At 47.5% G+C, this 14,192-nt stretch carries 10 protein-coding genes; all 10 read right to left on the bottom strand.

Features of this window, described 5'->3' with window-relative positions:
- Positions 1 to 32: 32 nt before the first annotated feature.
- On the bottom strand, positions 33 to 2,948 hold the full coding sequence (locus EPIR_RS12730; protein WP_023655833.1) for an AMP-binding protein: 2,916 nt from the start codon (positions 2,946 to 2,948) through the stop codon (positions 33 to 35).
- Between the two features lie 4 nt (positions 2,949 to 2,952).
- Positions 2,953 to 4,170 (bottom strand): MFS transporter, encoded by a 1,218-nt coding sequence (locus tag EPIR_RS12725; protein WP_023655832.1) that lies wholly within the window; start codon positions 4,168 to 4,170, stop codon positions 2,953 to 2,955.
- Between the two features lie 22 nt (positions 4,171 to 4,192).
- Entirely contained in the window at positions 4,193 to 5,245 is a 1,053-nt protein-coding gene (gene pgk / locus EPIR_RS12720; protein ID WP_023655831.1) for a phosphoglycerate kinase, read from the bottom strand.
- On the bottom strand, positions 5,242 to 6,540 hold the full coding sequence (locus tag EPIR_RS12715; protein ID WP_023655830.1) for an aminotransferase family protein: 1,299 nt from the start codon (positions 6,538 to 6,540) through the stop codon (positions 5,242 to 5,244). Before EPIR_RS12715 ends, pgk begins: the two co-directional genes overlap by 4 nt.
- Positions 6,541 to 6,604: 64 nt before the next feature.
- Positions 6,605 to 8,764 carry an FAD/NAD(P)-binding protein gene (locus tag EPIR_RS12710; RefSeq protein ID WP_023655829.1) on the bottom strand — a complete coding sequence of 720 codons (2,160 nt, stop codon included), beginning with the start codon at positions 8,762 to 8,764 and terminating at the stop codon, positions 6,605 to 6,607.
- Between the two features lie 115 nt (positions 8,765 to 8,879).
- On the bottom strand, positions 8,880 to 9,731 hold the full coding sequence (aepX, locus tag EPIR_RS12705) for a phosphoenolpyruvate mutase (RefSeq protein WP_023655828.1): 852 nt from the start codon (positions 9,729 to 9,731) through the stop codon (positions 8,880 to 8,882).
- Between the two features lie 18 nt (positions 9,732 to 9,749).
- Positions 9,750 to 10,727: an NAD(P)-dependent oxidoreductase gene (locus tag EPIR_RS12700; RefSeq protein ID WP_023655827.1), complete on the bottom strand. Its 978-nt coding sequence runs from the start codon at positions 10,725 to 10,727 to the stop codon at positions 9,750 to 9,752.
- Entirely contained in the window at positions 10,717 to 11,784 is a 1,068-nt protein-coding gene (gene argC, locus EPIR_RS12695; RefSeq protein ID WP_023655826.1) for an N-acetyl-gamma-glutamyl-phosphate reductase, read from the bottom strand. Before argC ends, EPIR_RS12700 begins: the two co-directional genes overlap by 11 nt.
- The gene (locus tag EPIR_RS12690; RefSeq protein ID WP_023655825.1) at positions 11,781 to 12,791 is read right to left on the bottom strand and encodes a zinc-dependent alcohol dehydrogenase; all 1,011 of its coding nucleotides are present in this window, start codon (positions 12,789 to 12,791) and stop codon (positions 11,781 to 11,783) included. The genes argC and EPIR_RS12690 overlap by 4 nt, the downstream gene beginning before the upstream one ends.
- Positions 12,791 to 13,948 (bottom strand): iron-containing alcohol dehydrogenase, encoded by a 1,158-nt coding sequence (locus EPIR_RS12685; RefSeq protein WP_023655824.1) that lies wholly within the window; start codon positions 13,946 to 13,948, stop codon positions 12,791 to 12,793. The genes EPIR_RS12690 and EPIR_RS12685 overlap by 1 nt, the downstream gene beginning before the upstream one ends.
- Between the last annotated feature and the right edge of the window lie 244 nt (positions 13,949 to 14,192).

The raw sequence follows: 14,192 nt of genomic DNA, 5'->3' as shown, positions 1-14,192 counted from the left end.
CTCCTTGAGAAGTATCGAAGTGAATAATATTTTCATGCTTTCTCACCGATTTCAGTGAGCTCAGAAATGATATTTATCAGCTCCTGATTGAACCGATCCCGGAGGTGATGAATAAACGCCTCATTTGCCACCGACAGGTTATAGCGCAGATCGACTTTCAAGCCATCTTTGAGCGAGCAGTAAAAGAAAGAAAGGGCGTTTTTGGCTATCACCGGTGCCGGAGAATAATATTCTTTTATTCCTCTCTGGATGTCATGAAAAGGCTTGGGGCTTTCCGCGACAATCAGGCCAATGCGCGGTCGTTGCGTTAAGTTGGCTATTTCGCCCCAGCTGAGCTGACAGTTGGCAATACTCAGATCTATGGCTTGTTGCATCTGTAAAAGCTGTGCGAACGTTGGCAGATCAACATCAAGCTCAATGCTGAAAGGCACAATTTTTATCAGGTTAGCAATCACCGCGCTGTTTCCGCTATCGCGATTCCCGACAGGGGAGTGGAATTCCAGCCGGGGATCGGGACAGATACGCTGCTGTAAGCGCCAGACTGCGTAAGAGACAAAAGCATGGAGCGATATACCGCGTTCAACAATATGCCGGTTAATTATCCCGACCGGCAGGTAATCACACATCAGTCTGCTGATACTGCCCGATACTTCGCCTGGTTGTATGGCGACAGGGATGTTGCCAAAAAGCCGTTTTGGATGAGCGATGCTGCCCTGCACCGCCCAAAACTGGCGCTGTGGTTCTAGGTCAACCGGCATGGTCTGCCAGACAAGACTGGCGTATTGATGAAGGTTCTTTACCGGAGGAGCACTATCCTGCTCAATCAGCTGTAAAAGCCAGCCGATTAATACCTTACAGGCGAAGCCATCCGCAATGACGTGTGCTATATGCAATGTCAGAAGATGTCCCTGGCGATCCTGATGCAGCTGATAATAGAAGAGTTTCCCCTGTGCAAAATCAAAGTCTGCTGACAGATGCGGCGTGGCCGAGGCGGGCAGCTCAAAATGTGTCACATCGCCAGGTAAATCGCTATCGAATTGCCAGATTTCACCATCTTGCTCTGCCAGGCGGCAGTGTAGCGAGGGAACATTATTGAGCAACCGCCACAGCCCTTCACGAATGCTGGCAGCGGAAACATCCTCGGGGAACAGCAGCGTAATGGAAACCGCATCGCGCAGGATGTGATATTTAAAATAATTATCACAATAGTACCCTTGAGTCGGCAAGGTACGGCTGGCATGCAGTAAAGGCTGATCGCACAGTGACGGGCCGGTTTTAGGTGAACTTTCGCAAAGGTTGGCCAGCTGGTGCAGGTTTTGTTTCTTATCTACGCATGGGATCGTGACACCATACGCGATTTCAAGCTCGATAATCAGCTCGACCGTCTCAAGAGAGGTCAGATGCAGATCCATCAGGGTATAGTGCGCGGGCCAGGCATAAGATTTTATACGCTGTGCCAGTAGCCGCACATTTTTTTCATCCAGCGTTTGCAGATAGATATGGCGCAAGGCACGTTCATCCACTTTGCCGTTGGCATTGGTCGGCAGATGCTCCAGTCGGCAAATATGGTTTGGCAAGGCGTATTCAGGCAGCCGCGTTGCAAGATAACGGTAAATCTCCTCGGCAATATTGCTCTGCCTGGCCGTCACGAATGCCACGATATGATCCGTGCGCTCGTTATTCAATACGGCGACATGGCAATCTCCCTCTCCCACCATGGCCGTGATATGCCGGGTTATTTCATCGAGATCGACGCGAAATCCGCGTACTTTAACCTGATTGTCGATCCGCCCAACAATATAATAGGTTGCACCGATGCGATATCCCACGTCTCCCGTATCATAAAGTTTAGCACCCTGTTGCGTGCTGAATCGTTGATGACCGCTTGCGGTGAGATAGCCTGTTGCCACGGATCGGCCACGGACAATTATCCGACCTTCCTGATGTTCCTCATCGATGCCATCTCCTTGCTCATTGAGCAACAGAATGTCATTTTCGCCGAATATTTCACCAATTTTTGCGGCGGTCGAGCGGGTATCATCGGCGGTGACAGCATGATAAGTCACAAATACACTGCATTCAGTCGGACCATAAATATTAAAAACCTGATAATCATGGTGCTCAACAAAAATGTTCCACCAGGCGCGGAGGGCCGGATACTTAATTTTTTCCCCGCCAAATATCATTTTTTTCGGCTTCGGGTCGGGATAGTGATGCTCCAGTGACAGCATGTGTCGTGCGACTTCATAAAACCATGATGGCGTCATGGCGATAACCTCCGCTGGCGAGGTCATGATGGCTTGTGCAAGTCGCTGTGGGGAGTCACGCGTGGGCTGATCGATAATATGCAAAAGCCTGCCCTGATATAAATAAGGCAGCGTTTCTACGATCGAAAAATCGAAGCTACATATCCGATTCGCCATCGAAGATGCGCCGAACAAGGGCGTGGCGATAAAGGCTGTTAGCATTGACAGGATATTATCCCGACTCAAGGCGATGGCTTTTGGCACCCCGGTGCTGCCGGAGGTATGCAATATCAGGCAGTCGGCATCTGCGGGTGCGTCAACGGGCTCAATCAGTTCACCGTCGTGACAGCGTGCCATTTCGATCAGCTCAGCCAGCTGGATGCCGGGGTCAATTTCCTGCGACATATCACTAATCACCAGGTCAATATTCAGCTGTTCAACGATTGCCCGGATACGTTCTGACGGCAGGCTTTTAGCCAGAGGAACACAGGTGATGCCAGCATGGTGCAAAGCCAGCACGCAAATTTGCTGCGCGGGGCAGGGATCAACCAGCATAGCGACGCGCTTTAAGGGGCTGGGCCACCTGTTTAGCAGTATATCGGCCAGGGAACATGTCTGATGACGAATGTCTTCCCGGGTTATTTTTTCCTCGTTGAACAAGATACCCGTTTCGTTACCGCCGGGCAGTGGGAAAAAGCGCATAGCATTACCTCGACTCAGTTTGCAAAGAGAATCTTCCAGCAGTAAAAATAAGATTGAAAATAAAAGAGGCGATCAGCAGTATGACGGACATGAAAAGATAATAACTATCGCCTACTCCCAGCTTAAGAAAGGCCCCGCCGACTAAAGGCGCTAATGCCATGCCGGTCATATAGATATTATAAAATGAAAAGTATGCCCCTTTATGTTCATCGGGTGTTAACAGTTCCAGCGCGTAATTGGACGAGGAAATAGCAATAATTTCCCCCGACGTAAATATAAGGGCAAAAATTACCATCAGATAACCGTTTTGCAACAGGTTGAAATAGATCATCATCTGGCTTGATATTATGATACCCAGCGCGATAAATACTCTGGCGCGCAAATCGAAACGCAGCATGAAGTGATTTATCGGGAAGTATAAAAGCAGCACCATCAACGTATTCACCACCTGAATGCTGGCATAATAGTGAAGCGCATCTTTCTGCGAAAAGTGCTGGCTTAATAACATCAGCAGCACCGTATCATTGCTGGCCATAACCATATAAAACAGGATGCTAAACAGACACAGTTGTAAAAACGTTTTGTCCTGACGAATAGCCGCCAGGCTTGCGAACAGGTTTTTTTTAGCGGCTGACTGGCGAATGCCTGAACCATAAAACAACGTATAGAGACCAATCAATAAGGCCAGTATCAGGCAGCCATACAGCAGAAATACGCGGTTGTGTAACCCTGTTAACGCGACAATCGTCGGGGCCAGGGCTCCGCCAATGTTGACATAGTAATAGCGGGTATTATGCGCCATTTCGACAATTTCGCGCCGGGCGCGATCGCTCAGGGTGACCTTGAACCCGGTCTCCAGGCAGCGGGTAGCCAGAACGAGCAGGTTAAGCCCGACGATCGCCGCGCTCAGGCGGTGTGTCAGCAGTAGCGCAATGCCTGCTGCCAGTAGCAGGCTGGCCAGCATATAAATGGTCTTCAGCCTGCCGCGATCGATGGCGCTGCCTGCCACCTGTGTTGAAAAAAAGGCGGTCAGGGTGGCCATAAACAGCAAGAAGCCGGTTTCCAGTTCATTCAGACCATAGTCTTGCTGAAAAACGATCACCATATAAGGCCATGATATAAAATAAATCAGCCGAACGAAAAAGGTTCCCGCTAACTCCTTACCACAGTTTTTATGCACAGCAATGAGCTGGCCCACTATTTTCCCATTGTTAAGTTGCATGGTTATCCTGAGGTATAAGTGACTAATAACCCACCGAGAAAAAATGCAGCACCGCACCTCCTCCCGACGAACAGTATGAAAAGGTGTTGACCTCTGAAAGCGTATCTCCGCCCATAAACAGCCCTTCAATCCCTTTATGATGCAAGGACTGGTAAGCCAGATGGGCATACTGACTTTGCGGTAAGCTCAACGGCCCTGCGGCAAAAAAGGAGTAGTCGCCGGGCCGTTTGATATCCGCAAAGAACGCCGCGTCAAAAACGAAATCCACAATAACGTCATTTTCACGCACATGCGTAACGTGACGTTGCTCTAAATCGCCGCTAACGGCTCTGACAATCACTATCTGTGGAATAAAGAGGCGCGGGCTATAAAGCACATCATGCGGCAAGCGAAAATATTCAGAGCGCCCGATGGGCAGCCCCCGTGCCTTCAGTACGCTGTTCAATACCAGCCCGCCGACGATAACTCGGTCAACACCAGGCAACAGCGCATGATTAAAAAGAAAGTGCAGCTTCTCTTTTTTATTACCGCCCAGGATCAGGATGGTTTTTTTATTCTGGAAAAGCTGCGTTTGCAGCATGTCCAGCTTATCAAGCTGCGCCTGTACCCCCAGTGAATATCGCCAGGGGATAAACTTTTTAATGGCGCTATTCGACGCGTTGAGGCGGTGCAGCTTAGAAAAGCCACCAATGACTAACTGTTCTCCCAGGCCTGCCAGCTGACGGGCAAAATCGGCATCATTTTGCTGTTCCTGCGGATAAAGACGGGTGTTGCCCATTATCGTTATGGAACCTGGGGGCAGGTGAGCGCCATAGCGCAACGCTTCCGGGCCGATACAATGATCAAAATAATCTACCGGGCGCTTTAATCGTTCAGCAAGCAGGCTGGCAAGCCAGGGAGTGGGTTCCGCAGTGCCTTTCGCATAATCCCCCTGATGATTGAGGATAATAATGCGTGAACCCTCATTAACCAGCGGACGAAGAGAGTCAATCTCCTCATCAATACGGGGGTGATCCTTCACACCCCGGTTAATGTTCATGCCCGCGCTGAAGAGCATGGGGGACGCAGCGCTCATGCTTTCTCTTTCATCACGAGGGTGAAACGGCGAACCAACTCGTCCATCTCTGGCTCTGTGATGACCAGCGGCGGAGTAAACAGAAAGGTCAATGCTTCTCCTTGTTTACCCGAAGAACGGCAAGGGTAGAGGTTAATACCCAGCTTATGACCGTGGCTAACAAAAGATTCAGCAAGCTGCCGGTTAAGCCGTGTCTCTACCGCCCACAGCAAGCCCTGTCCACGAACATCAACCACGCTGTCGATGCCGTCGGTCATCTCTTTTAGCAGCCGGCCAAAATATTCGCCCTTCGCTTTTATCACATCCATACCGATTTTATTTTCCAGGGTGTCCAGTACTGCTAATGCCACGCCGGTGGACAAAGGATTTCCCGAATAGGTATGACCGATAAAGTGGGGTGGGCTGAGTGAGGCTAGCGCCTGACCGATTTGACGTGAAATCAGCAGTCCGGATATTGGCGTAAATCCTGCGCCTAAGCCTTTACCGATGACGGTAATGTCAGATTCAGCGCCCCACGTCTTCATGTTGAACCACTCCCCGGTTCGCCCAAGTCCGGTGACGATTTCATCAGCGACCAGCAAAATATCCCGTTCAACCAGGCCCGCTTTCAACGTTTTAATATAGTCTTTATGCGGGACTAACGCGCCACCCGAAGAGGCGGTGATGGGTTCAATAAATACGCAGGCAATGTTCTCGGCACCGACTTTGTCAATGATGTCAAAAGTCTCTTTCAGACATTCAGACAGATATTCCTCAGAGTCCTTATCGTGTGAAGAATGCAGGTCATAGTAGGACGGAAGCCTGATATCACTGATCAGCGGATCGATAACTTTATTGAGTAAGTTAACCTTGCGTGCGCGATCGTCGCCATAGATTAATGACTGAATGGTATTACCGTGGTTTGAAATATTTCTTCCCAATGCCAGAACCTTTTTATCCTTTCCCTGGCTTCGATGGTAATCAAGCGCGATACGGTAAGCCGCTTCTGATGCTTCTGAACCTCCGTTCATAAAAAAAGCATAGCCCTTATTATCATCGGATAATTCCACTAATTTTTCAGCCAGACGCTCTGCCTCATCGCTGCGGAAATGGAGACGGTAGGCAAAATGCAAACGCTCGATCTGCTGCTGCATGGCGGAAATAATATCCGGGTGACAATGCCCCAAATTAACCGTCATCGGGCCGGAAGAGGCATCTATATAGCTTTTTCCGTCTTCATCATACAGCCATATTCCTTTTCCTCTAACGACCTTAGGCAGGCTGGGTTGATAACCTGCGAATGGATACATATACATTTTTACGCCTCACAGAGTCATATTTTAGTTAAGAACGATAAAGTTCAGGTCATATCCACCGCGATTAATCGGTAATTAGTAGCGTCGCCTTCTGGCTTTCCAGCATCACCTCCAGCTCTTTTTTAACCGCAACCATACAGGCCAAAACGTCATTAGCCACATGGTGGTTAACATTGGGCCGGATAGAACCATTCTGGAAAAACATAATGCCTTCAGAAGGCTGGCCTACGCAGAAAAGGCGCTCTTTCTTACCCTGGGCATTGATAAGCTGAAAATTACGCGTCAGGTTGAATCCGGATGTGGCACCCTCCACGCCACGCTGATCTTTATGGATCCAGTAACTGGCGACGTTTTCTTCAATCAGGCCACGGAACAGGCCATTTTTCGCTTTTCTGACGTTAAAGTTGTGCAGCTTTGCATCGATCATTGCATCGACGTTGGTAAAGTTTCCGGCATCGCTCAAGCTGTGTAGCCATACCTTTTCATCCTGAATCTGAATATTCGCTTTTGCATAAGTCACGTCTACGATATCAGCTGCAATCAATGCTTCGATCTTCTCCATCAGTTCAATGCAGTTACCATTTGCTGCCCGGTTATGCACCGCATAGAAATCCTTCAGCATATTATTGTAAGAGGCCGGTGAGATACCGCCGAAGTCCACGGCATAAACCACGGTCTGGCGTAGATCGCGGAAAACATCGTCACAGGCACCTTTATAAGGATTATCCAGATTACCCTGCTCTGACTGCCGTCGATCCCAGTGCATAAAGGCCAATAGTTTTTCTCGCCAGGATATTCCTGACGGCAGATCCATATGTTTAATCGGATCGACAATCATATCCCAGTTGAATAAGTGATTTTCCGGCTCACGGTGATGCTCCCAGGGGCCTGGCTGTGCCAGCGCAGAGCGGGTAAAGCTGTGCAGCGCTTCATGCTCAGGCGCACTCTGCCCGCTGACAACATAAACAAAACGCTTCACCAGCGCTTCAATCGGTACGCCGTGGAAATGGGACGCCTTACCTTCGTTCAGATAACGGCGGATAAGAAAAATGGCCTCTAAGGCCAGTCGTTGGGGCGCCTGGGTCAGCCAGTTGATGGCGGTCTCTTTTTGTGAGTTGAAGGCGCGACTGCCGGCAATAAACTGCTCAACTAACGGGCGGCTTTCCGCCATCATGATCGCCAGCACTTCGTGGCCGAAAAGAATGCGATAGTAGCAAAGCTGTAGCTCCAACATGAGCACCGGGAATACGTGCAGATCGAAGTCAAGCTGTAGCTTATGATTTTCAGCGGAGCTTTCTTTATGCGCTGGCGCGCCCAGGTTCTGGCGCATCTGGTCAATCAGGCTGCGCGTAAAGAAATATCCCTGATGTTCATATTTGGCTAAATCAACTTCTTTAGCGTTATGAGGGCGGCTGTAGGTGAAATATCCAGAGCGGCTTAACGCAAATAGCCTGGCCGGTTCGTTTCCGCCCGGTTGATACTGTAGCTTTCCTTTTTCGCGATAAAACCGGCCGCCTTTATTTTCCGTGTAATAAAGTAGCGTGTCGATCGCCGTTAACCCCATACCAATGACGGCAATTCGCTTTTCTTTCCAGTGCGGCACATCGAACAGTGGATAGGCAAAGTTATAATATTCAGTATGTTTTTTGAGGAAAGGCGCAAGATAGAAGTTATCCTCAGATTCCTGATGGCCCGTCGCCAGCATCACCATATCGAATTCATCACCGTCTGGTTTTTGCGCACTGACCAGCTGATATTTACCCTTGTCTTTAGTGAGTTTTTCTACGCTATCTTTTATCAGATTAACCACGATCCCCGCCTGTCTGAGCTCGGTCACCAGATCCTGAAATATTTCAACAAGCGATTCGCCATACAGCTCACGCGTCGGAAAATCATCCGCGTTAAGCTGATAGCGTTTATCCTGGGTCGCCTGATATTTTTTGTTCAGCCATTCATTGAAAGTCACGCGCGTGCTTTCAGAGTAGTTCTGGCTGGTTCCATTAGTTTTGTCAGGTGCAAAAGCGATCTGACCCACGATGCGATTAAGCATACTGGTTTTAGCCTGGGCAGGGGAGTGAGGCCAGCCGGAACCGAAATAGCCATGCTTATCAAATAAAGTCAGACTTAATCCCTTACTGATATCCAGTTCTTTAAATACGCTGAGCAGCCCGTTAAGGAAATATAATCCATTAGGTCCACCGCCAACAATTGCGATATTGATCATTTTTTTCTCCGATAAAGGAATTAATGTATTCTTAAAGAATAGTCATCAGCATTCCACATATAACGGTATTTATATGTTGTAGGGTACATATTTATCTTATAGCGGGATCTTTGAATTAATTGTTATATTTTGATTCCAGCCCATCCATATATCTTTCACTGGTCAATGAAAAGAGTTCATCAAGCGTTGAAACATTCTTTTCAATATTGATCAGTGACTTTTCATTGAAGATGGTTTGCGCTGTTTCCCTCATGCTGCGCACCGAACTACGGATTAGGTGGTTAGCCCAGATCAGGTTACTGACACCGTGATTCACAAACTCCTGATATTCCGTTTTATAATACTTGGTGGGTACGGCAAACAGCGGCAGCTTTCCATTCCACCTTTCTGAGAAGGTAAACACCTCTCCGGCATCTTTCTTTTTCGAATGGATAAGTATTGCATCAGCCCCTGCCTCTTTATAGGCTTCAGCTCTTTCCAGCGCTTCATCCATAGAGCGACCGGAGATCAGTGCTTCAATACGAGCAACGACGGTAAACTGTTCTCCCCCCGTATCCTTAGCGGCCCTGATTTTATTGCAGAACTCTGAAATTGGCGCAAGCGGCTGATTTTCGCCGATAAAGGAATTTATTTTTGGAAACATTTTATCTTCGATGCACATTGCAAAGATATTGATTTGTTTGAGCTTTTTAACGAAACGGATAACATTAAGATAGTTGCCGAAGCCGGAGTCTCCATCGACAAGAATCGGAATATGGGTGTTATCAGCCATTTGCTCAAGCGCATTGATCACCTGCGACCATGATGCCTCGTTTCTGTCTGACAGCCCCATCGCCGCACTCATTGACAGGCCGGATGCCCAGATAGCTTCAAAGCCAACCTGTTCGACTATCTTTGCGCTCAGACCGTTATGGGCTTCCATAAACTGCGTGTGCTTACCTTGTGCCAAACGTTGTTGAAGATTCATATTTACTCCGTTTATTTTTCAATTAAAAATAGGTCGTAACGTCGAAGTCTGTTTTCTTACGCCTGCGATGCTCTTTTCCTGCTCTTGCAAATAGTGAATAATTAAATCCGCAATCTTCTGCTGTGACTCATTCGACATCGCACCGATATGCGGAGTACCGATAAAATTGGCTAGGCTAAACAGTGGAGAAGGGGCTCTTTCATTGATAAATACGTCGCTGGCTGCTGCGTAAAGACGCTTCTCTTTTAATGCCAGCCACAGCTGTTCTTCATCGATAACGCCTCCGCGTGCCACATTCACCAGAATAGATCCGGTACTGAGGCAGGAGAGCGCGGCAGCATCAATAAGTTGTTGAGTTTGTTCAGTGTAGGGGCAGCAGATAACCACAATATCGCAGAGCCTCAACATATTGTGCAGGTCTACATGCAGGGTGATTTTTTCCTTAGCTAACTGTGCTGCGCGCTCGGTGGAGTATTGGGATACGGTGCAATGGATATCCATGCGGTATCCTTTGGCAATATCGGCTATTTCCTTACCGATACTGCCAAATCCTACCAGGCCGAGCTTTTTTTGCGTCAGCTCAAAGCCCAGAAGCGACTTCTTGTTCCAGATATTCTTTTCAATCTCGTTGCTGGCGCGCCGGATGTGCCTGGATAAACAGTGCATCAGGCCAAAGCTCAGCTCGGCCACGGCGCGTGAGTTAGTGCTCGGCGTATTGTAAAAGTTGATCCCCCGCTCGCTAACCGCTTTTAAATCGATATTATCAGTGCCTGTCCCGGCGCGAATAATGGTATGTAAGCGGCTGCCCTGTTCGAGTAGCTTTTTGTCAACCTGCGCCCCGCTGCGTAATACCAGGACATCATAATCCTTTATGATATTCTGCAATTTTTCACGCGTGACAGGATGTTCAATCGTCACCTCGTAGTTTTTATTCAGGAATCTAAGAAGTTTCTCGTGAATGCTATCTACGACCAGGACTTTACTGTTATATTCCATAGCGGCTTAACCCCGTTGTCTCGTTATAACCCATCATGATATTCATATTTTGAATAGCCGTTCCGGCTGCTCCTTTCACCAGATTATCGATGACGCTGACAATGCGTAATTCTCGCTTGTCGGCCACGATATCTACAGAAATATGACAGGAGTTTGATCCGATAACCTTCGCCAGCTGGGGATATATAGCATAATCTTTTTCAATGCCGCTGGCTCCGCGCTCTTTTCCGGTAATAAACACAAACGGATTGCTTTCATAATATTCACTTAAATCATTCAAAATGGCTTGACGGTCTGCATTAACATTATCCTTAAGCTTAACGGCCAGAATCATAAATATGCCACGGGCAAAGTTACCGTGCGAGGTCACCAGCGAGACGTTCGCTTCATTTCCGGTCACGGTTTTAATCACCGTTTCAATTTCCTGCGTGTGGCGATGGCCATTTAAGGAGTAAGCCAGCATATTATTAATCATGTTATAATGCAGCAATTCACGTTTTGCGCTGCTTCCGGCACCGGATGTGCCATTGACGGCGCTAATAAAGATATTTTCCGTATCAATTATATTTTTTTTGATCAACGGCAGCAGGCTACAGAGTGCGGCATTAACATAGCAGCCGGGATTAGCAATTAAGCGGCTCTGCCCGATCTCTTCCCTGAACTCCTCGACATAGCCGTAGCGAAAAGCGTTTTGTAAGGCCGGTGCCAGATGCGGCTTGCCGTAAATTTTTTCAAACGTGGCCGGATCTGCAAAACGGAAATCTGCACCCAAATCGATAATGCGCGTACGATCATTATTGAAAAGGCTGGCGACTTCCTGCGATTTCCCCGACGGCAGGGAAATAAATACGACGTCCGGGGTGACGGGCGGCAGGCTTTGCAGAGACCATGTTTTTTTATTAATTCCGGTAAGATTAGGATGAATCGACTCCAGCTCGATATCAGCATCGCGTGAGATGGGATAAATATCCGCTATATGGGGGTGCTGTTCAAGCAGGCGTATTATTTCAGCACCCGTCCATCCCGTAGCGCCAATAACGAAAGCGTTCAGCTTCATAATAATACTCCCGGCTGGTTAACGACAACTTTCCCTACGCTGCTTTGGTTTAGCATAAAATCCCGCAGTTCAGAAAAGTGAATAGCTTGTGAAATTATCTTTTTCAGATTTGAGGATGTCTTAGCCGTGCGCTGAATGATGTCAATCGCAACCTGTAGGTCGTCTTTATCGCTTAAAAATGAGCCGTGAAGGGTAACTTCTTTCCTGACCAGCGTATTCATATCAATGGATGATCTTGTATCGAAATAGGATATCAGCACGATCTGAGCAGCAGGGGCGAGATATTTGAGATACTCATCTAAATCTAACTCGCTTCCCCCCGCAACGATTAAAATATCGATACTGTTCTCATTTTCCTGGTGCAGATTTTTTACCGCCGAAAAGCCCAGTGACTGGGTAAATTGCTGTCGGGCAGCAAGGTTGTCCGTTATGGTGATCGACGCCATTCCCTTTTCTTCGTGACAATAAATTGCGCTGAGCAGCCCCATTGCTCCAGCCCCGATAATGGCTATTTTATTGGCGCTGCTGAAATCAACCTTGCGCATAGCATGCACGATAATGCTTAGCGGCTCGGATAATACATATTGCTCCGCTATATTCTCTTGTTCTGGCAGCGGTAAAAGAGAGCTGTAATGGGCTATCATATTGCGGGTAAACGCCCCGCTGCTTCCTGCTGTGTTATAGGTCACTTTATTTTCGCAGTGATTGCCCAGCCCGTTTTGGCAGGCAGCGCATTCCTCACAGGCGCCATAGGATAAACCCGTTACCCATTGCCCCTTGTTAAAAGGGACGTCAGAGGATGTTTTTACCACTTTTCCTATAAACTCGTGTCCCAGAATAGCGGGATACTGCTTATAGGGGTGAGTACCATTAAGGACCATATAATCTGAGCCACAAATAGCCGCTTTTTCAATTTCGATTTGCAAAAAACCGGGTCGTAAAGCGATCTCAGCTTCAGGCTGGTACATCTGTGTTTTTTTATCATGGCAAATCAGGGAATAGTTCATTATGGTTTCGCCAAAATTGTCTGTAGAAGAGAAACGACAATATCGCCGTGATGGCCATTTATAAGCGGGTCGTTGGCAATGTTTCCCGTCACGCGTTCAGCCATTGAGCTGGGCGGTAATGTGATTTCATCAAGCCGTTGACTGGCATCTGATAAATTGAGCTGGCTGAGAATATGAGCAACATATTCCGTTGCCGTTTTGTTATGGCTAACCTGAGAAAGCAAAGGATCAATCTTGCCCTCTTTTTCCAGGGCGGCGACCCATGCGGGATAAATTGCCGCAAGGCCAGCACCGTGTGACAGGCGGTAAAAGGGTGAAAAAGCCTGCTCGAAGCGATGGGGCAGACAGGTACTGTTATGACAGATACAAAAGCCTCCCAGTAAAGAACTGAATGCAGCTTGATAATAAAACGTATTATCTGTCTCTTTACGCGTATATCGTTCAATATTCTGACTAATCATTCTCAACGCATTTATTGCCAGCATCCGCGTCAATGGATTGCGTTTTTCGGCATGCAGGGCTTCAAAAGAATGAGTAAAACTATCAAATAATGTTTCTCTGAGTACATTATCGGGAAGGGTACTACCCAGTGCCGGGTCAATAATGGCCAGGTCGGGGAAAATGGCATTGCCACGCACGCCATCTTTCTGATTTGTTTGGTTATCTAAAATAATCGCCCCCTTTGTCACCTCCGAGCCTGTGCCGAATGTGGTCGGGACGGCGACATGGAACAATTTGCGCTCAACGACATCGAAACTCTTTCCGACACAGGTTGTGATATTGACATTTGGGTCGAGAGCGATCGCTGCGACTTTCACAAAGTCTATAATATTGCCGCCACCGACTGAAACTATCGCGTCATAGTCGTTTTTATCGAGGTAACACTTTATTTCATGAAGTTCATCCGTTGAGGCTTTAAAGTTTTTTTTCAGGAAATAAGGTGTTACTTCAAGATCTTTTCGCTTTGAGTTTAAAATTTCAGCAATACTGGAGTGGCGTTCTTTTGCTCCTTCACTCAATACAACTAACGCTTTTCTTTTTCCAGCCTCAGACAAAAAATGATGCAATTTACTCAGGCAGCCACTCTCTAAAATAATACGCGTGGGCAATGCAAAATCGAACATTTCTGTCTGCTGGGGAATAGCATCTGTATTCATGTTAAATTCCTTTTGTCATCGACAAAACTCACTGTTCAGCTTGGAGCGGGTGATCAAAATTGTTCAAACCCGCCTGAGGATTTTTTAAATTAAAAATTGAAGTCGTAATGCTGACAATCTGGAAAAACACGCTTTAAGTAAAAACTGGACGCTGCGTCGAAACTATCGGGCCAAAAACACCATAAAATAACTTTAACAGTATTGCAATGCTAATGTAACTGGAAGCACTTTCCTTTATAACCAA

The sequence above is a fragment of the Erwinia piriflorinigrans CFBP 5888 genome (assembly GCF_001050515.1).
In the GTDB taxonomy this organism is placed as follows: domain Bacteria; phylum Pseudomonadota; class Gammaproteobacteria; order Enterobacterales; family Enterobacteriaceae; genus Erwinia; species Erwinia piriflorinigrans.
Note: the sequence above shows the minus strand (reverse complement) of the source record. Positions and strands in the feature narration are given on the sequence as shown.

Coding starts and splice junctions, on each gene's coding strand:
- EPIR_RS12700 (WP_023655827.1), bottom strand. CDS start 10,727: ATGGAATATAACAGTAAAGTCCTGGTCGTAGATAGCATTCACGAGAAA.
- EPIR_RS12715 (WP_023655830.1), bottom strand. CDS start 6,540: ATGTATATGTATCCATTCGCAGGTTATCAACCCAGCCTGCCTAAGGTC.
- aepX (WP_023655828.1), bottom strand. CDS start 9,731: ATGAATCTTCAACAACGTTTGGCACAAGGTAAGCACACGCAGTTTATG.
- EPIR_RS12730 (WP_023655833.1), bottom strand. CDS start 2,948: ATGCGCTTTTTCCCACTGCCCGGCGGTAACGAAACGGGTATCTTGTTC.
- EPIR_RS12685 (WP_023655824.1), bottom strand. CDS start 13,948: ATGAATACAGATGCTATTCCCCAGCAGACAGAAATGTTCGATTTTGCA.
- EPIR_RS12725 (WP_023655832.1), bottom strand. CDS start 4,170: ATGCAACTTAACAATGGGAAAATAGTGGGCCAGCTCATTGCTGTGCAT.
- argC (WP_023655826.1), bottom strand. CDS start 11,784: ATGAAGCTGAACGCTTTCGTTATTGGCGCTACGGGATGGACGGGTGCT.
- pgk (WP_023655831.1), bottom strand. CDS start 5,245: ATGAGCGCTGCGTCCCCCATGCTCTTCAGCGCGGGCATGAACATTAAC.
- EPIR_RS12690 (WP_023655825.1), bottom strand. CDS start 12,791: ATGAACTATTCCCTGATTTGCCATGATAAAAAAACACAGATGTACCAG.
- EPIR_RS12710 (WP_023655829.1), bottom strand. CDS start 8,764: ATGATCAATATCGCAATTGTTGGCGGTGGACCTAATGGATTATATTTC.